Origin of the sequence: Streptomyces sp. NRRL S-378 (assembly GCF_000720645.1) — a bacterium.
Taxonomy (GTDB): Bacteria; Actinomycetota; Actinomycetes; order Streptomycetales; family Streptomycetaceae; genus Streptomyces.
In genome coordinates this window covers 1-17,432 of record NZ_JOBX01000018.1, presented here as the reverse complement: position 1 = coordinate 17,432, position 17,432 = coordinate 1, and the positions used below count along the sequence as shown (strand labels likewise).

Annotated in this window: 17 protein-coding genes; 10 read left to right on the top strand and 7 right to left on the bottom strand. The window is 71.3% G+C overall.

What is annotated here, in order from left to right; genetic code table 11:
• Positions 1 to 139: 139 nt before the first annotated feature.
• The 4 genes from IH80_RS0115620 to IH80_RS0115605 all read left to right on the top strand — a co-directional run bounded on the left by IH80_RS0115620 (position 140) and on the right by IH80_RS0115605 (position 4,346).
• On the top strand, positions 140 to 1,369 hold the full coding sequence (locus IH80_RS0115620) for a nucleotide sugar dehydrogenase (protein ID WP_030960973.1): 1,230 nt from the start codon (positions 140 to 142) through the stop codon (positions 1,367 to 1,369).
• Positions 1,370 to 1,389: 20 nt separating this feature from the next.
• The gene (locus tag IH80_RS46875) at positions 1,390 to 1,515 is read left to right on the top strand and encodes a hypothetical protein (protein WP_267883518.1); all 126 of its coding nucleotides are present in this window, start codon (positions 1,390 to 1,392) and stop codon (positions 1,513 to 1,515) included.
• Between the two features lie 101 nt (positions 1,516 to 1,616).
• A complete protein-coding gene (locus IH80_RS0115610; RefSeq protein WP_030960971.1) occupies positions 1,617 to 2,585 on the top strand; it encodes a hypothetical protein in 969 nt (322 codons plus the stop codon).
• A 6-nt stretch (positions 2,586 to 2,591) separates the two neighbouring features.
• Positions 2,592 to 4,346, top strand: coding sequence for a M16 family metallopeptidase (locus IH80_RS0115605; RefSeq protein WP_051809369.1), 1,755 nt, complete (start codon positions 2,592 to 2,594; stop codon positions 4,344 to 4,346).
• An 87-nt stretch (positions 4,347 to 4,433) separates the two neighbouring features.
• Here the strand turns inward: IH80_RS0115605 and IH80_RS0115600 are convergent, their stop codons facing one another.
• The 4 genes from IH80_RS0115600 to IH80_RS0115585 all read right to left on the bottom strand — a co-directional run bounded on the left by IH80_RS0115600 (position 4,434) and on the right by IH80_RS0115585 (position 8,927).
• Complete coding sequence (locus tag IH80_RS0115600) at positions 4,434 to 5,558, bottom strand: GuaB3 family IMP dehydrogenase-related protein (protein WP_030960967.1); 1,125 nt, start codon at positions 5,556 to 5,558, stop codon at positions 4,434 to 4,436.
• A gap of 138 nt (positions 5,559 to 5,696) precedes the next feature.
• A complete protein-coding gene (gene guaB / locus IH80_RS0115595; RefSeq protein WP_030960965.1) occupies positions 5,697 to 7,196 on the bottom strand; it encodes an IMP dehydrogenase in 1,500 nt (499 codons plus the stop codon).
• A 114-nt stretch (positions 7,197 to 7,310) separates the two neighbouring features.
• Complete coding sequence (locus IH80_RS0115590) at positions 7,311 to 7,940, bottom strand: sigma-70 family RNA polymerase sigma factor (protein ID WP_030960964.1); 630 nt, start codon at positions 7,938 to 7,940, stop codon at positions 7,311 to 7,313.
• Positions 7,941 to 8,315: 375 nt separating this feature from the next.
• Positions 8,316 to 8,927 carry a response regulator transcription factor gene (locus IH80_RS0115585; protein ID WP_003948568.1) on the bottom strand — a complete coding sequence of 204 codons (612 nt, stop codon included), beginning with the start codon at positions 8,925 to 8,927 and terminating at the stop codon, positions 8,316 to 8,318.
• Between the two features lie 390 nt (positions 8,928 to 9,317).
• On the opposite strand from IH80_RS0115585, the gene IH80_RS0115580 reads away from it, so the two are divergent.
• The gene (locus IH80_RS0115580; RefSeq protein ID WP_030960963.1) at positions 9,318 to 9,644 is read left to right on the top strand and encodes a WhiB family transcriptional regulator; all 327 of its coding nucleotides are present in this window, start codon (positions 9,318 to 9,320) and stop codon (positions 9,642 to 9,644) included.
• A 114-nt stretch (positions 9,645 to 9,758) separates the two neighbouring features.
• Here IH80_RS0115580 and IH80_RS0115575 read toward each other — a convergent pair whose 3' ends face one another.
• Positions 9,759 to 10,658 carry a LysR family transcriptional regulator gene (locus tag IH80_RS0115575; protein WP_030960962.1) on the bottom strand — a complete coding sequence of 300 codons (900 nt, stop codon included), beginning with the start codon at positions 10,656 to 10,658 and terminating at the stop codon, positions 9,759 to 9,761.
• An 88-nt stretch (positions 10,659 to 10,746) separates the two neighbouring features.
• On the opposite strand from IH80_RS0115575, the gene IH80_RS0115570 reads away from it, so the two are divergent.
• From IH80_RS0115570 to IH80_RS0115560, 3 genes are all read left to right on the top strand, one after another.
• Positions 10,747 to 11,433, top strand: coding sequence for an MOSC domain-containing protein (locus IH80_RS0115570; RefSeq protein ID WP_030960961.1), 687 nt, complete (start codon positions 10,747 to 10,749; stop codon positions 11,431 to 11,433).
• A gap of 31 nt (positions 11,434 to 11,464) precedes the next feature.
• Complete coding sequence (locus IH80_RS0115565; RefSeq protein WP_030960959.1) at positions 11,465 to 12,238, top strand: SDR family NAD(P)-dependent oxidoreductase; 774 nt, start codon at positions 11,465 to 11,467, stop codon at positions 12,236 to 12,238.
• 107 nt (positions 12,239 to 12,345) lie between these two features.
• Positions 12,346 to 13,056 (top strand): ester cyclase, encoded by a 711-nt coding sequence (locus IH80_RS0115560; protein WP_030960957.1) that lies wholly within the window; start codon positions 12,346 to 12,348, stop codon positions 13,054 to 13,056.
• A gap of 64 nt (positions 13,057 to 13,120) precedes the next feature.
• On the opposite strand, the gene groL is transcribed toward IH80_RS0115560, so the two are convergent.
• Both groL and groES read right to left on the bottom strand, forming a co-directional pair.
• A complete protein-coding gene (gene groL, locus IH80_RS0115555) occupies positions 13,121 to 14,749 on the bottom strand; it encodes a chaperonin GroEL (protein ID WP_030960956.1) in 1,629 nt (542 codons plus the stop codon).
• Between the two features lie 111 nt (positions 14,750 to 14,860).
• A complete protein-coding gene (gene groES / locus IH80_RS0115550; RefSeq protein ID WP_030011064.1) occupies positions 14,861 to 15,169 on the bottom strand; it encodes a co-chaperone GroES in 309 nt (102 codons plus the stop codon).
• 361 nt (positions 15,170 to 15,530) lie between these two features.
• Here groES and IH80_RS40865 point away from each other — a divergent pair, with 361 nt between their 5' ends.
• Both IH80_RS40865 and IH80_RS0115540 read left to right on the top strand, forming a co-directional pair.
• Positions 15,531 to 15,833, top strand: coding sequence for a hypothetical protein (locus tag IH80_RS40865; RefSeq protein WP_030960955.1), 303 nt, complete (start codon positions 15,531 to 15,533; stop codon positions 15,831 to 15,833).
• A 187-nt stretch (positions 15,834 to 16,020) separates the two neighbouring features.
• Entirely contained in the window at positions 16,021 to 17,415 is a 1,395-nt protein-coding gene (locus IH80_RS0115540) for an FtsW/RodA/SpoVE family cell cycle protein (protein WP_037880089.1), read from the top strand.
• The last annotated feature ends 17 nt before the right edge of the window (positions 17,416 to 17,432 follow it).

Sequence of the window (17,432 nt, the reverse complement as noted above, 5' to 3'; positions counted from 1 at the left end):
GGACAACACAACGGTGGCGTTCACCCCGGAATGCGACATATCTGTCATATATAAGCCTAGTCTGACATTGCGCCAGCTCCCCTGCCCTCGGGAGGACTTGCGCGGCACCCCCTCACGCCAGGGAAGGGACGGCATCCCCATGCCCGCAGACCTCGCCGTCATCGGACTCGGCCACCTCGGCCTTCCGCTCGCCCAGGCGGCCGTCGCCGCCGGGATCGAGACGGTCGGCTACGAGAGCGGCCCGGTCACCGACTCCACTCTCTCCGCTGCCGAGATCCGCCGCATGTCGGCGGCCGGCTTCCGGGTCACCACCGACCCCGCCGAGCTCGGCCGGGTCCGCACGGCCGTCATCTGCGCCCCCACCCGGCTGGGCGCCGACCGCGCACTGGACCTCTCCGCCGTGGGCGGCGCGGGCCGCGCGCTCGCCGCACGGCTGCGCCCCCACACCACGGTGATCCTCGAATCCGCCGCCCACCCCGGCGTCACCGAGGACTACCTGCGGCCGATCCTGGAAGAGGGATCCGGACTCCGCGCGGGCCGGGACTTCCACCTGGCCTACTCCCCCAGCCGCCTCGACCCCGGCAACCGGACGCACGGCATCGCCAACACCCCCAAGGTGATCGGCGGCCTCACCCCCGCCTGCACCGAGTCCGCGCACGCCTTCTACGCCCGCCTCACCGAGAAGGTCGTCCGCGCCCGCGGCCTGCGCGAGGCCGAGACCGTGCAGCTCCTCGAAACCAACTACCGCCACGTCAACATCGCCCTGATGAACGAGATGGCCGTGCTCTGCCACGACCTCGGCGTCGACCTGTGGGACGTCATCCGCTGCGCCGAGACCAAGCCGTACGGCTTCCAGGCCTTCCGCCCCGGCCCCGGGGTCGGCGGCCACGGCGTCCCCATCGACCCGAACTACCTCCCCCACACCACCCGCACCCCCGGCCACCCGCTGCGCATGGTCGGCCTGGCGCAGGAGATCAACGACCGGATGCCGCAGTACGTCATCCAGCGCTCCGCCACCCTGCTGAACGAGCACGGCAAGTCCGCCCGCGGGGCCCGCGTCCTGCTGCTCGGCGTCACGTACAAGCCCGACCTCGCCGACCAGGAGGGCTCCCCGGCCGGCGAGATCGCCAGCCGCCTCATCGACCTCGGGGCACTGATCAGCTACCACGACCCGTACATCACGGGCTGGCGGGTCCGGGACCGGCCGGTCCCCCGCGCCGAGTCCCTCTACGAGGCCGCGGCCAACGCCGACCTGACGATCCTGCTCCAGCACCACCGCACCTACGACATGCAGGCCCTGGCGGTGAAGGCCCAGCTCCTCCTGGACACCCGCGGCGCCGGCCCGGCGGGCGCCGCCCACCGCCTCTGAGCACAGGAAACCCCCTGGCGATGCCCGACCGGGGGCTCGTGCACCCGAACCGGTTCTCCGTGGACGACACCGACCCGATCCCGATCCTCTGCTCCACGAGCGGCGCATGCGCCGCCTCCCGGACGGCCCCCAAGGCCGCCCACTGACCCGCACCGGCCGGCCACGGGGCGCTGAGCAGGCACGACGGACCGGGCGGCAACCGCGAATCCCGGTCGACGGGATCCGTACGGGTCCCTATGATCCGCGCGTGCCCGCTCATACCCCACCCGGTCCGCCCGTGTTCGAACCCGCCGACCGCATACCGGCCCTCGCCGCCCTGCGCTCCGCCGTCCGGCGCCAGGACTGGACCGCCGTCGCCGCCTCCTTCGACGTACTGCCCGACGAGGACGACCGGGCGCTCGCCTGCCGGGTCGTCGCCGAGACCCTCGGCGCGGAGGACTTCCTGCGCCGGACCGCGGAGCGCCTGCCGCACGATCCGCTGCCCCGGACGCTGCTCGCCGACCGGCTCGTCCAGATCGGCTGGGGCATCCGCACCGGCCACCGGGCCCAGCACGTCTCCCAGCGCCAGTTCGACGACTTCCACGCCCACCTGCGGCGCGCCGAGATCCTGCTCATCGACGTCTGCGCCGAGCACCCCCAGTACGCGCTGGCCTGGTACCTGCGGGTCATCACCTCGCGCGGCCTCGAACTGGGCCCGGGCGAGACCCGCCGCCGCTACGACCGGCTCGCCGAGCACCACCCGCACCACTACAGCGGCCAGGCGCAGCTCCTCCAGCAGCTCTGCCCCAAGTGGGGCGGCAGCTGGGAGGCCGCGCACGGCTTCGCCCGGGAGTGCGCGGCGAAGGCCCCCGACGGCAGCCCGAACGGAGCCCTGGTCGCCATCGCCCAGCTGGAGAACTACCTGGAGATCTCCGAACGGACCAGCACCGGCGCCGCGTCGGCGTACCTGCGCGACCTCGACAACCAGACCCGGCGGCTCGAAGCGGCCGCCCAATCCGTCCTCCACCCCGCCTCCCGGCGCGACGCCTTCCGCACCGTCGACGCCCACAGCGCCTTCGCCGCCGCGCACAGCGCCGCTGCCCGCCACGCCGCGGCGGCCCCGCACTTCCGCGCCCTCGGCGACCGCGCGAGCGAGTTCCCGTGGGGCTACCTGGGGAGCGGCGACCACGAGAACGAGTTCGAACGCCACCGCAAGATCGCCCTGGCCAAGGGCTGAGGGACCATGGAGAGGGACATCGACACCACGACGGCGCCCACCGCCACCACGACCGACGAGGACGGGGTCACCACGACCACCGTGAACGGCGTGCGCACGCTGCTGGCGCCCCGCTCCGGGCCCGTCACCGCGGGCCTCCTCTTCCGCGTGGGCCGCGCCGACGAGACCCTCGCCACCAGCGGGATCACCCACCTCGTCGAGCACCTCGCCCTGCACCGGCACGGCCTGAGCGACCTCCACTACAACGGCGCCACCGCCGCCGCGTACACCCATTTCGCCGTCACCGGCACCGCCGACGACGTGGTCGAGTACCTGAACGGGGTCTGCGCCGCCCTGCGCGACCTGCCGGTGGACCGGCTGGAGACCGAGAAGGAGATCCTCCGCACCGAAGCCGCAGGCCGCGGCTGCGGGGCCGCGGACGGCATGGGCGTGTGGCGCTACGGCGCCCGCTCCTACGGGCTCGTCGACTGCGCCGAGACGGGCCTGCCCGCGATCACCGCCGAGGACGTCCGCAACTGGGCCCGGACCCGGTTCACCGCCGGGAACGCGGTCCTGTGGATCACCAGTGACACCCTCCCCGAGGGCCTGGACCTGACACTGCCCTCCGGCGAGTGGCAGCCCGCACCCGAGCCGACCTCGGCCCTGCCCGCCACCCCGGCCTACTTCCAGGGCGCCGACGGCGTGGTCGTGCTCAGCTCGGTCCTGCCCCGGTCGACCGCGGCGCGCCTGTTCGCCGACGTCCTGGGCAAGGAGCTCTTCCGGGAGCTGCGCCAGAAGGGCGGCTACTCCTACACCGCCTCCGCCGAGTACCACCCGCGCGACACCGGCCACGCCACCCTCTTCGCGTACGCCGACGCCCTCCCGGCGAAGCAGGACGCACTCGTCGGCGCCTTCGTCGACGTCCTCGCGAAGCTGCGGGCCGGCCGGATCGAGCAGGCCGACCTGGACTCCGTACGGGCCTCCGCGCTCGCGCAGTTCGACGGCCCGGAGCTCGCCGCGTCGATGCTCCCGGCCGCCGCCATGAACCTGCTGATGCGTCACCGCCGGCTGCCGGTCGCCCGAGCGCGGGCCGAGATCGAGGCGGTCACCGTTTCCGACCTCCACCGTGTCGCGCGCGACGTGTGGGCGGACGCCCTCGTGCAGGTGCCGGGGCGGGGCGTGGACTGGGCGGGCCTGACCGCCGCCGCCGCTCCCCCGGAGATCGTCAGCGGGCGCCGCTACTCGGCCGTGGAGGACGGGAAGGTCGCCCTGCTCGTGGCGAAGGACGGGATCAGCCTCGTCACACCGAACCGCCGGGTGACCGTCCGGTACGCCGAGTGCGCCCTCATGCAGGTCTATCCCGACGGCGGCCGCCACCTCGTCGGCGAGGACGGCTTCAGCATCACCGTCGAACCGACCCTCTACCACCTGACCGGCGGCGCCCTCGCCCCGCTGGACGCCGGTGTTCCGCCCGCCTCCGTGGTCCGCATGCCGCCGCGCGACCCGGCCCGGATCCCGCGGCCGGACCCGGAGAGGAGCCGGCCGCGTACGAGCGGGAAGGCGGACCGCAGCGGCGCCGTCACCGCGTGGATCTGGCTGCTGGGCACCCTCACGGTGATCCTCACGGCCGCCACCGGCCTCGTCGCGTTCGCCGAGACCGACCCGGAACTGAGCCCCGAGGGCCCGGACTGGGCCGCGGTCTTCTTCATGTCCCTGCTGACCGCGATCTGTGCCTATCCGTGGAGCGAATACCTGCGCAAGCGTCGGCGCGGCGAAGGCTGAGGACCCGGCGCCGGGATCCCGGCACGCCGAAGGGCCCGGCCCCCGTCGCGGGGGCCGGGCCCTTCGTCACGTGCGTCCGGCTGCGGATCAGCGGCGGTGCTGGGAGTCCGCGACCGTGACCTCGACCCGCTGGAACTCCTTGAGCTCGCTGTAGCCGGTGGTGGCCATCGAGCGGCGCAGCGCGCCGAAGATGTTCATCGAGCCGTCCGGGCTGTGCGAGGGACCGGTGAGGATCTCCTCGGTGGTGCCGACGGTGCCGAGGTCGACCTTCTTGCCGCGCGGCACGTCCTCGTGGACGGCCTCCATGCCCCAGTGGTTGCCCCTGCCGGGCGCGTCCGTGGCACGGGCCAGCGGGGAGCCCATCATCACGGCGTCGGCGCCGCAGGCCACGGCCTTCGGGATGTCGCCGGACCAGCCCACGCCGCCGTCGGCGATGACGTGCACGTAGCGGCCGCCGGACTCGTCCATGTAGTCGCGGCGGGCCGCGGCCACGTCCGCGACGGCGGTCGCCATCGGGACCTGGATGCCGAGCACGTTGCGCGTGGTGTGCGCGGCGCCCCCGCCGAAGCCGACCAGCACGCCCGCGGCGCCGGTGCGCATCAGGTGCAGGGCCGCGGTGTAGGTGGCGCAGCCGCCCACGATGACCGGGACGTCCAGTTCGTAGATGAACTGCTTGAGGTTCAGCGGCTCGGCGGCGCCGGAGACGTGCTCGGCGGAGACGGTCGTGCCGCGGATCACGAAGATGTCCACGCCCGCGTCGACGACGGCCTTGGAGAACTCGGCGGTGCGCTGCGGGGAGAGCGCGGCGGCCGTGACGACACCGGAGTCGCGCACCTCCTTGATGCGCTGCCGGATCAGGTCGGCCTGGATCGGCGCGGAGTAGATCTCCTGGAGGCGGCGGGTGGCCGACTCCTCGTCCAGCTCCGTGATCTCGTCGAGCAGCGGCTGCGGGTCCTCGTAGCGGGTCCACAGGCCTTCGAGGTTCAGCACGCCCAGGCCGCCGAGCTCACCGATGCGGATGGCGGTCTGCGGGGAGACGACCGAGTCCATGGGGGCGGCCAGGAAGGGGAGCTCGAAGCGGTACGCGTCGATCTGCCAGGCGATCGAGACCTCCTTCGGGTCCCGGGTACGCCGGCTCGGGACGATGGCGATGTCGTCGAACGCGTACGCCCTGCGGCCGCGCTTGCCGCGCCCGATCTCGATCTCAGTCACGTGTGGTGGCCTTTCCTCTGGGTCTGCCCGTCCAGTATCCCCGAACCCCGGCGGGCCGCGTTCCGGTGACCGCTGTACGGACGCCATGCGAGAGGGGCGGACCCGGTGACCGGGTCCGCCCCTCAGTGTCGCGCCTGCTCAGCCCTTGCGGCTGTAGTTCGGGGCCTCGACGGTCATCTGGATGTCGTGCGGGTGGCTCTCCTTGAGGCCCGCCGAGGTGATGCGCACGAAGCGGCCGTTCTCCTGGAGCTCGGGCACGGTGCGCCCGCCCACGTAGAACATCGACTGGCGCAGGCCGCCGACGAGCTGGTGGACGACCGCGGACAGCGGGCCGCGGTAGGGCACCTGGCCCTCGATGCCCTCGGGGATGAGCTTGTCGTCGCCGCCCACGCCCTCCTGGAAGTAGCGGTCCTTGGAGAAGGAGCGCTGGTCGCCGCGGGACTGCATCGCGCCGAGCGAGCCCATGCCGCGGTAGGACTTGAACTGCTTGCCGTTGATGAAGAGCAGCTCGCCCGGGGACTCCTCGCAGCCCGCGAGCAGCGAGCCGAGCATCACCGTGTCGGCGCCGGCGACCAGGGCCTTGGCGATGTCGCCGGAGTACTGCAGGCCGCCGTCGCCGATGACCGGGACGCCGGCCGCCTTCGCGGCGAGCGAGGCTTCGTAGATCGCGGTGACCTGCGGGACGCCGATGCCGGCGACGACGCGGGTGGTGCAGATGGAGCCGGGGCCGACGCCGACCTTGATGCCGTCGCAGCCGGCGTCGATCAGGGACTGGGCGCCGTCGCGGGTCGCGACGTTGCCGCCGATGACGTCCACGGAGGAGTTCGACTTGATCTTGGCGACCATGTCGCCGACCAGCCGGGAGTGGCCGTGGGCGGTGTCGACGACGATGAAGTCGGCGCCCGCCTCGATCAGGGCCTGGGCGCGGTCGTACGCGTCACCGGCGACGCCGACGGCGGCGCCGACCAGGAGGCGGCCGTCCTTGTCCTTGGCGGCGTTCGGGTACTTCTCGGCCTTGACGAAGTCCTTGACCGTGATGAGGCCCTTGAGGATGCCCGCGTCGTCGACCAGCGGAAGCTTCTCGATCTTGTGGCGGCGCAGCAGCTCCATGGCGTCCACGCCCGAGATGCCGACCTTGCCCGTGACCAGCGGCATCGGGGTCATGACCTCGCGCACCTGGCGGCTGCGGTCCGACTCGAAGGCCATGTCGCGGTTGGTGACGATGCCGAGGAGCCTGCCCGCGGGGTCGGTGACCGGGACGCCGGAGATGCGGAACTTCGCGCAGAGCTCGTCGGCCTCGCGCAGGGTCGCCTCCGGGTGCACCGTGATCGGGTCGGTGACCATGCCGGACTCGGAACGCTTGACGAGGTCGACCTGGTTGGCCTGGTCCGCGATGGAGAGGTTGCGGTGCAGCACGCCGACGCCGCCCTGGCGGGCCATCGCGATGGCCATGCGGGCCTCGGTGACCTTGTCCATGGCCGCGGACAGCAGCGGGATGTTCACGCGCACGTTGCGGGAGATGAGGGAAGAGGTGTCGATGTCGTTCGGGGCCATGTCCGACGCGCCCGGCAGCAGCAGCACGTCGTCGTAGGTCAGTCCGAGCGTGGCGAATTTGTCGGGCACTCCGTCGGCAGTCATGACACCTTCCCAAATGGTCTTGCTCAGCGCGGATGTCCATGCTAACGGGATCGCGACGCGTCTCATTCCACGACCAAGGTCAACCAGAAGTTTCGTAGTTTCCTACGGGTAGACCTACTGCTCGGCGAGCGCGCGGAGCCGGCTGAGCGCCCGGTGCTGGGCCACGCGCACGGCTCCGGGGGACATCCCGAGCATCTGACCGGTCTCCTCCGCGGTCAGCCCGACGGCCACCCGCAGGACGAGGAGTTCGCGCTGGTTCTCCGGCAGGTTCGCCAGCAGCTTCTTGGCCCATGCGGCGTCGCTGCTGAGCAGCGCGCGCTCCTCCGGGCCCAGCGAGTCGTCCGGCCGCTCCGGCATCTCGTCCGACGGCACGGCCGTGCTGCCCGGGTGCCTCATGGCGGCCCGCTGCAGGTCGGCGACCTTGTGCGCGGCGATGGCGAAGACGAAGGCCTCGAAGGGGCGGCCGGTGTCCCGGTAGCGCGGCAGCGCCATCAGGACGGCGACGCAGACCTCCTGCGCCAGGTCCTCCACGAAGTGGCGAGCGTCACCCGGGAGCCGTGACAGCCGGGTGCGGCAATAGCGGATCGCGAGGGGGTGCACGAAGGCGAGCAGGTCGTGCGTGGCCTGCTCGTCACCCTCCACCGCGCGGCGTACGAGCGCGCTGACGCCTCCGGCACTGCCGCCGACGGCGGCGCCGGTGGGGCCTGTGGCCGCAGGGGACCCCAGGGCCTCGTCGTCGCGCATCCGTCCATGGTGCCTTGGCGCCGGAGCATCCGCGGCACCGTGGCCCTTGTTGTGCGTCGAAGCGTTATGAGCGGGTGCGCCGGAACTCTTCATCTGCGCCCTCCCCTCCCGCTCGGCCGAATAGTCCCCGAGAGACTCCACACCCTCAAGGATGCGGCATCGCGCACGAAGCGAGACGTCCCCCGGATTGTGCCCCGCCAACCCCCGGGTGCGCACCGGGTACGGCGGGACGGGGCTACCGCGACGAGAAGAGGCGCCGGGAGGCACCGGGCGACGGCAAGAGCGGCGCGCCGCCCCGTCCACCGGTGGCGGACGGGACCGCTCTCGACGATCCGCGGTCTGCGGCGGACCGGGCCGGGCCCGGCCACGGCCGGGTCAGCGGACGAGACCCCAGCGGAAGCCGAGCGCCACGGCGTGCGCGCGGTCCGAGGCGCCGAGCTTCTTGAACAGCCGGCGCGCGTGCGTCTTGACCGTGTCCTCCGAGAGGAAGAGCTCGCGCCCGATCTCCGCGTTGGACCGGCCGTGGCTCATGCCCTCCAGCACCTGGATCTCGCGCGCGGTGAGGGTGGGCGCGGCGCCCATCTCGGCGGAGCGGAGCCGGCGGGGGGCCAGTCGCCAGGTCGGGTCGGCGAGGGCCTGGGTGACCGTGGCCCGCAGTTCGGCGCGCGAGGCGTCCTTGTGCAGGTAGCCGCGGGCGCCGGCGGCGACCGCGAGGGCCACGCCGTCCAGGTCCTCGGCGACCGTCAGCATGATGATGCGGGCGCCGGGGTCGGCCGAGAGGAGGCGGCGGACCGTCTCCACACCGCCGAGCCCGGGCATCCGTACATCCATCAGGATCAGGTCGGAGCGGTCGGCGCCCCAGCGGCGGAGGACTTCCTCGCCGTTGGCAGCCGTCGTCACACGCTCGACGCCGGGCACGGTGGCAACCGCGCGACGGAGCGCCTCTCGGGCAAGCGGGGAGTCGTCGCAGACGAGGACGGATGTCATGACCGCCCTCCGCAGCTGCTGATGCGCGTCACCTTGAGCCTCCAGGCTGGTACGTATCGTCACCTGTGCGGTCGATGCCCCCGGACATCTGTCCGAGAAGTCGTTGGTTCAACCGCCTTCGCACTCTCAACGATGGTCACTCGAAAGAGTTACGGGTCGGACGGACACCTTCGGCACTCTACGTGAGGAAGCGATCACAACGGCGGAGGCGCACGCAGCCTGTCCTCCATCTGGAGCTATGCCCTATTTGGCGGCTTTCCTTCCGTTTGGCACGTGTCTGAGGCTAGATTCCCAATGAGTCATATTTACATCTACTCCGACAGTAGGTGTGGAGACCCTTGGAGACATGGACCCGTATCCGCCTCAGTACCGGCACCAAGAGGACTACCAATGGCAGATTTCTCCCGCCTCCCCGGACCGAACGCCGACCTCTGGGACTGGCAGCTGCTAGCCGCCTGCCGCGGGGTCGACAGCTCCCTCTTCTTCCACCCGGAAGGCGAGCGGGGCGCGGCCAGGAGCGCGCGCGAGGCCTCGGCTAAAGAGGTCTGCATGCGATGCCCGGTTCGTTCGGAATGCGCCGCGCACGCACTCGCCGTCCGTGAGCCCTACGGGGTGTGGGGCGGCCTCACCGAGGACGAACGCGAGGAACTGATGGGCCGCGCCCGGCACCGACTCATCCCCGCGTCGAGTGCGATCGGACCGACCGCGCCGCACTGAGAGCCGACGAAACGACGGAAGGAACGTTTCCTCCGCACCACTTGCACGCCCGGGCGTGTCGCCGCCCGCTCCAGGTTTCACGCGTTCGGCCGTACGCGCACCCCGCGCGTACGGTCAGCGCGCGGCCGCCCGCTCCAGCTCGGCCAGGGTCGCGGCCACGGCCGGCACCCGGGCCAGGTCGGGCAGGGTCAGCGCCACGACCTCCCGCTCGACGGCCGGCTCCACGACGAGCGTGCTGACGCCCTTGGCCCGTACGGACTCCACCGCGAGCTCCGGCAGCACCGCGACGCCCAGCCCCGCGCCCACCAGGCCGACCACCGCCGGGTAGTCGTCGGTGGCGAAGTCGATGCGCGGGGTGAAGCCCGCGTCCTCGCACACCTCCACCAGATGGCGGCGGCAGCGCGGGCAGCCCGCGATCCAGGGCTCGTCCGCCAGTTCCGCCATGCCCACGCGCTCCGCCCCGGCCAGCGCGTGTCCCTCCGGGACCAGCCCCACGAGCCGGTCGGTCAGCAGCGGCCGCACCACGAGGTCCTCCCACTCGGCCGCCGACCCGGCCGCCCCGCCGTAGCGGAAGGCCAGTGCCAGATCACAGTCGCCCTCGCGCAGCATCTCCACCGACCGCGGCGGCTCGGCCTCGACCAGCGAGATACGGGTGCCCGGGTGCTCGGCACGCATCGCCGCGAGCGCGGTCGGCACCAGGGTGGAGCTGCCGCTGGGGAAGGACACGAGCCGCACCCGGCCGGCGCGCAGCCCGGCGATGGCCGCGACCTCCTCCTCGGCGGCCGTCAGCCCGGCCAGGATCCCGGCGGCGTGCCGCACCAGGGCCTCGCCCGCCTGCGTCAGCCGCATCTCGCGGCCGGTGCGGATGAGCAGCGGGGTGCCGGCCGACTGTTCCAGCGCCTTCATCTGCTGGGAGACGGCGGGCTGGGTGCAGCCGAGTTCGCGCGCGGCGGCGGAGAAGGACCCGGTCCCGGCGACGGCGCGCAGTACCCGGAGATGACGTGCCTCGATCACCCTTCGAGCATAAGCCCCTCTTTCATCGCTGCGCGAATACCCCCGTGACGCTTTGGGGCCGCGCGGTTAGCCTGTGCTCATGGGCCCCATGCATCTGATCTCCGTGAACGTCGGCACCGCCACGCCTTCCGAGCACACCGACGCGGAGAGCGGGGTGACGGGCATCGGCAAGCGTCCCGTCCCCGGGCCGGTCCGCGTCTTCGCCCCCGGCGACAAGGCCACCGGCCTGGGCAGCGGTCTGGAGGGCGACGCCATCTGCAACCGCCGCCACCACGGCGGCGACCACCAGGCCGTCTACGCGTACGCCCGCGAGGACCTCGACCTGTGGGAGCAGGAGCTGGGCCGCGAGCTGCCCGGCGGGCTCTTCGGCGAGAACTTCACGACCTCCGGCATCGACCTGAACGCCGCACGGCTCGGCGACCGCTGGCGGGTCGGCGCGGACCTCGTCCTGGAAGTGGCCTCGGCGCGCATCCCGTGCCGCACCTTCCAGGGGGCGCTGGGCGAGGCGGGCTGGGTGAAGCGGTTCACCCGGGAGGCCCGGCCGGGCGCGTACCTGCGGGTGATCCAGGAGGGCTCGGTCTCCCCCGGCGACTCCATCGAGATCATCCACCGGCCGGACCACGACGTGACGGTGCAGCTGTGGTTCCGCGCCTTCACCACCGAGCGCACCCTGCTGCCGCGCACCCTCGCCGCGGGCGCGGCGATGGAGCCGGAGGCGCACGAGACCGTCCGCCAGTACGTGGAGAAGTACGGGGCCGGGGCCGGGGCGCGTTAGCGCTGTCGTCCGGGGCGGCTAGGTTGCGCCTATGACGACTGCGCTGATTACGGGATCCACGGCGGGCATCGGCGCCGCCTTCGCACGCAAACTCGCCGCCCAGGGCCACAACCTGGTGCTGGTCGCACGCGACACGAAGCGGCTCGGCGAGCAGGCCACCGAGCTGCACGACCGGCACGGCATCGAGGCCGAGGCACTGGCCGCCGACCTCTCCACCGAGGCGGGCATCGCGGCGGTCGAGAAGCGCCTCGGCGACCGCACGCACCCCGTGGACCTGCTGGTCAACAACGCCGGCTTCGGCAACAAGGGCCGCTACCTCGAGGTCTCCATGGCCGACGAGCTGACCATGCTGAAGGTGCACGTCGAGGCGGTGCTGCGGCTGACCTCGGCGGCCTCGGAGTCGATGCGCTCGCGCGGCCGCGGCGGCGTGATCAACGTGGCCTCGGTGGCCGCCTTCGTACCCCGGGGTACGTACGGGGCCAGCAAGGCCTGGGTCGTGCAGTTCACCCAGGGTGCGGCGCGGGACATGGCGGGGTCCGGGGTCCGGCTGATGGCCCTGTGCCCCGGCTTCGTACGGACGGAGTTCCACCAGCGCGCCGGCATGGGCACGGACAACATCCCCGGCTGGATGTGGCTGGACGCCGACAAGCTGGTGGCGGCGGCCCTGGCCGACCTGGCGCGCGGTAAGACGGTGTCGATCCCGGACCCGCGGTACAAGGCCCTGATGGGCGTGGTGAAGCTGACCCCGCGCGGGCTGCTGGGCGGGGTGTCCTCGCGCACGGGCCGCAAGTACGGGCCGCAGTAGCGTTCGTGACCCGCCGGTAAGGCCCTGACGGGGCCCCACCGAAGCCGCCAAACGGGCCAAATCTCCCTAAAATGGACATGTTCCCATCTCCAGCGGGAGGCGACGCGATGACATTCGTACAAGTGATCGATTATGAAACCACGCGGTTCGATGAGATGAACGCGCTCATAGACCGCTGGGCGGAACAGAGCAGCGGCAGGCGCACCGCCACGCACACGATGATCGGCCAGGACCGCGAGGCCCGGAACCACTACGTGGACATGGTGGAATTCTCCTCGTACGAGGAGGCGATGAAGAACTCTCAGCTGCCCGAGACGGACCGCATGTTCCAGGAGATGGTGGCCCTCTGCGAGGGAATGCCGACGTTCATGAACCTCGACGTGGTCCGCGACGAGCACCTCAACAAACAGCTCTGCAACCGGGTGTTCCAGGAAGCCGCCATGGCCGGCGACATGAGCGTCCTCGACGAGTGCTTCGCGACGAACTACATCGACCACGACGCCAGCAAGGAGGAGCCCACCGTCGTCGGGCGCGAGGGCATGCGCTCCGACATGGAGATGTGGCGCGCGAGCTTCGACATGACCTTCGAGCCGGTGGCCCAGGTGGCCGAGGGCGACATGGTCACGACGGTGTGGAACTGGCGCGGCACCCACAAGGGCGAGTTCATGGGGGTCGCACCGACCGGCAAGACGTACGAGATGTCCGGGACCACGACCTTCCGGTGCGCGAACGGAGAGATCATCGAGGGCTGGTGGCACTACAACCCCGGGGCCCTGCAACGCCAGATGGGCGGGACCGGAATGCCCTACGGAACCTGAGACCCGAACACGGGGAAGGCCCCGCTCCGCGACTGCGGAACGGGGCCTTCGACGTGGAACGCGATCAGTGGCTGTGGCCGTGACCGTGGCCGTGACCGGCGTCGCCCTCGTCCTCCGCCGGCTTCTCGACGACCAGGGTCTCGGTCGTGAGCAGCAGGGAGGCGATGGAGGCGGCGTTCTCCAGCGCGGAACGGGTGACCTTCACCGGGTCGATGACGCCGGCCTTGACCAGGTCGCCGTACTCGCCGGTGGCGGCGTTGAAGCCCTGGCCCTTGTCGAGCTCGGAGACCTTCGAGGTGATGACGTAGCCCTCGAGGCCCGCGTTCTCGGCGATCCAGCGCAGCGGCTCGACGGCGGCGCGGCGCACGACCGCGACACCGGTGGCCTCGTCGCCCGACAGGCCGAGGTTGCCCTCGAGGACCTTGACGGCGTGGACGAGCGCGGAGCCACCGCCGGAGACGATGCCCTCCTCGACCGCGGCGCGGGTCGCGGAGATGGCGTCCTCGAGACGGTGCTTCTTCTCCTTGAGCTCCACCTCGGTGGCGGCGCCGACCTTGATGACGCAGACGCCGCCGGCGAGCTTCGCCAGGCGCTCCTGCAGCTTCTCGCGGTCCCAGTCCGAGTCCGTGGCCTCGATCTCGGCCTTGATCTGGTTCACGCGGCCGAGGACCTCGTCGGAGCTGCCCGCGCCGTCGACGATGGTGGTGTCGTCCTTGGAGATGGTCACGCGGCGGGCGGAGCCCAGCACGTCCAGACCGGCCTGGTCGAGCTTGAGACCGACCTCCTCGGCGATGACGGTGGCACCGGTGAGGGTGGCCATGTCCTGCAGCATCGCCTTGCGACGGTCACCGAAGCCCGGGGCCTTGACGGCCACCGCGTTGAAGGTGCCGCGGATCTTGTTGACGACGAGGGTGGAGAGCGCCTCGCCCTCGACGTCCTCGGCGATGATCAGCAGCGGCTTGGAGCCACCGGCCTGGATGACCTTCTCCAGCAGCGGCAGGAGGTCCTGGATCGAGGAGATCTTGCCCTGGTTGATCAGGATGTACGGGTCGTCGAGGACGGCCTCCATACGCTCCTGGTCGGAGACCATGTACGGGGAGAGGTAGCCCTTGTCGAAGGCCATGCCCTCGGTGAACTCCAGCTCCAGGCCGAAGGTGTTGGACTCCTCGACGGTGATGACACCGTCCTTGCCGACCTTGTCCATCGCCTCGGCGATGAGCTCGCCGACCTGGGCGTCCTGCGCGGAGAGCGCGGCCACGGCGGCGATGTCGGACTTGTCCTCGATCGGGCGGGCGGTCGCGAGGAGGTCCTCGGACACGGCCTTGACCGCGGCGTCGATGCCCTTCTTCAGGGCGGCCGGGGAAGCGCCGGCGGCGACGTTGCGCAGACCCTCGCGGACCAGCGCCTGGGCCAGCACGGTGGCGGTGGTGGTGCCGTCACCCGCGATGTCGTTGGTCTTGGTCGCCACCTCCTTCACGAGCTGCGCGCCCAGGTTCTCGTACGGGTCGTCCAGCTCGACCTCGCGGGCGATGGTGACACCGTCGTTGGTGATGGTGGGGGCGCCGAACTTCTTGTCGATGACGACGTTGCGGCCCTTGGGGCCGATCGTCACCTTGACCGTGTCGGCAAGCTTGTTGACGCCGCGCTCGAGGGCGCGACGGGCGTCCTCGTCGAACTTCAGGATCTTCGCCATGGGAGCGGTTCAGCCCTCTCGAAAACTCGGTTTAACGGGCTGCGCCCCTCGCCGCCCGGCAATCAGCGGGGTGACCAGGGGCGCAGCTCAAAGCAGTGCTGTGAAGCGAAATTACTTCTCGACGATCGCGAGCACGTCGCGAGCCGAGAGGACGAGGTACTCCTCGCCGCTGTACTTCACTTCGGTGCCGCCGTACTTGCTGTACAGCACGATGTCGCCAACGGTGACGTCCAGCGGGAGACGCTGGCCGTCCTCGAAGCGACCCGGACCGACCGCGAGGACGACGCCCTCCTGGGGCTTCTCCTTCGCGGTGTCCGGGATGACCAGGCCGGAGGCCGTGGTCTGCTCGGCGTCGAGCGGCTGGACCACAATGCGGTCCTCAAGCGGCTTGATGGCAACCTTGGAGCTGGCGGTCGTCACTGTCCGACCTCCCCCTTCGGAGATCCGGGGTTAACTGTCTGAGGTGGCGACCAGGTCGATCCGTCGTCGCGGGTGCCGGACCTGCCTGTCGCTGTGTTGGCACTCACCGGGGGTGAGTGCCAGGTGCGAGACTATTCCGGCGATTAGCACTCGGTCAAGCGGAGTGCCAATTCTCGGCCGCGGTGTCCTGTCCGGGTCCGCTGCCGACCGGCTCCCGCCGAGGGTGGCCACGGTTCCTGCGGGGCGGTGATGTGCGGTGTGGGGGGGCGCCCCGGCGGAGCGTCTCCTCGGCTCGGCGCGTGCGGCCTTGCGGTGGGCAGACGGGCTGGGTTGCGCGCTCGTCCTGCGGGGACACTCCGCCGTGCCCCCACCCCACGCCACGGCTCCGCCCGAACAACACCCCGGCCGTACGAAGCGGCAGCAGGCATCCCCCGCGGGCGCGACGAAGGAGCTCAACTCCGCCGGGACCTTCACCGAGCCGGTGAAGCTGATCAAGCTGATCAAGCTGATCGGCGCAGCGAAACAGGACGTGGCCACCGACCAGGAGTGGGACCTGCTGTCGTTCGCGAAGCAGGCGAAGAACCTGTCCGGCGGCAGGGTGCGGTCACGACACTTCCCGCGGAGCGCTTCGGACGGAACCTCGGGGAGGACATCAACGTCGTAGATGATATGAAGATAAAGCGCCTCATTGCAGAGCAGATCGGACCCAAGGCTTCCGCAAGCCCCGGCGCACCGAGCGTCTCGGCCGGCGCGCCCGGCGCGCCCGGCGCCACGCCGGGGGCGCGTGAGGCGTCACCCCCGCCCTCCTCCCCGCCCTCCCCGTCCGCCCTCCAGGACGGTGGCGGCATCCCGTGCGTGGACTGAGGCCCCTGACGACGGCGGGCGCCCGCCGTCGCACCGAGGCGCTGCTCCTCGCCTTCGTCATCGCCATCGCCGTCTTCGGGCACGCCGCCGCGGGCCTCGCGATGAACGGCGAGCTCCCGCCCAACCTCGCCTACTTCGCCATCAGCATGACGCTGCTGTCACTGGTGGGGCACCTGGGCGTGCGCCGCTTCGCGGCCTACGCGGACCCGCTGGTCTTCCCGCTGGCCATGCTGCTGACCGGGCTGGGGCTCGTACTGATCCACCGGCTCGACCAGGGCTACATCGAGCGGTACAACTCGGACGCGAACGCCCCTGGCCAGCTGCTGTGGACGGTGGTCGGCGTCGCCGCCTGCATCGCGGTACTGGCCCTGCTGCGCGACCACCGGCTGCTCCAGCGGTTCATCTACATCACGATGGCGGTCGCGCTGGTGCTGCTGATCGCCCCGGCGTTCTTCGGCGCGGACACGTACGGCGCCAAGAGGTGGATCATCCTCTTCGGGTTCTCGATCCAGCCCGGCGAATTCGTGAAGATCATGATCGCGATCTTCTTCGCCGGCTACCTGGTCGTCCACCGGGACTCCCTCGCCCTGACCGGCCGGAAGTTCCTCGGCATGCGGCTGCCTCCGATGCGCCAGCTCGGACCCATCATCACCGTGTGGATCCTCTCGATGCTGGTGCTGGTCTTCGAGCGCGACCTGGGAACGTCGCTGATCTTCTTCGGCGTCTTCGTGGTGATGCTGTACGTCGCCACCGAGCGCACCAGCTGGATCGTGTGCGGCGTCCTCATGGCCTCGGCGGGCGCCTTCGTGGTCGGCTCGACGGAGCCGCACGTCAAGGCGCGCGTGGCGGCCTGGCTGAACCCGCTCTCCGTCTACTGGGACACCCCTCCCCCGGGCGTCACCTCGGACCAGTCGGCGCAGGCGCTGTTCAGCTTCGGTACGGGCGGCATCTCCGGGACCGGCCTCGGGCTGGGGCACCCCGAACTGATCAAGTTCGCCGGCCGCAGCGACTTCATCCTCACGACGGTGGGCGAGGAGCTCGGCCTGGCCGGGGTCATGGCCGTCCTGATCCTCTACGCGCTCCTCGTGCAGCGCGGGCTCCGGATGGCGCTCGGCGCCCGCGACCCCTTCGGCAAACTGCTGGCGGTGGGCCTGGCCTCGGCACTGGCGCTCCAGGTCTTCGTGGTCGCCGGAGGCGTCACGGGCCTGATCCCCCTGACGGGCAAGGCCCTGCCCTTCCTGGCGAAGGGCGGCTCGTCCCTCCTGGCCAACTGGGTCATGATCGCCCTCCTCCTCCGCATCAGCGACAGCGCGGAACGCCAACGCGAGGCGGACACCCGAGGCCCGGCAGAAACCACGATCACCCCGGCGGTACGGGCGTAGGGGCGAGGGGGCGGGGG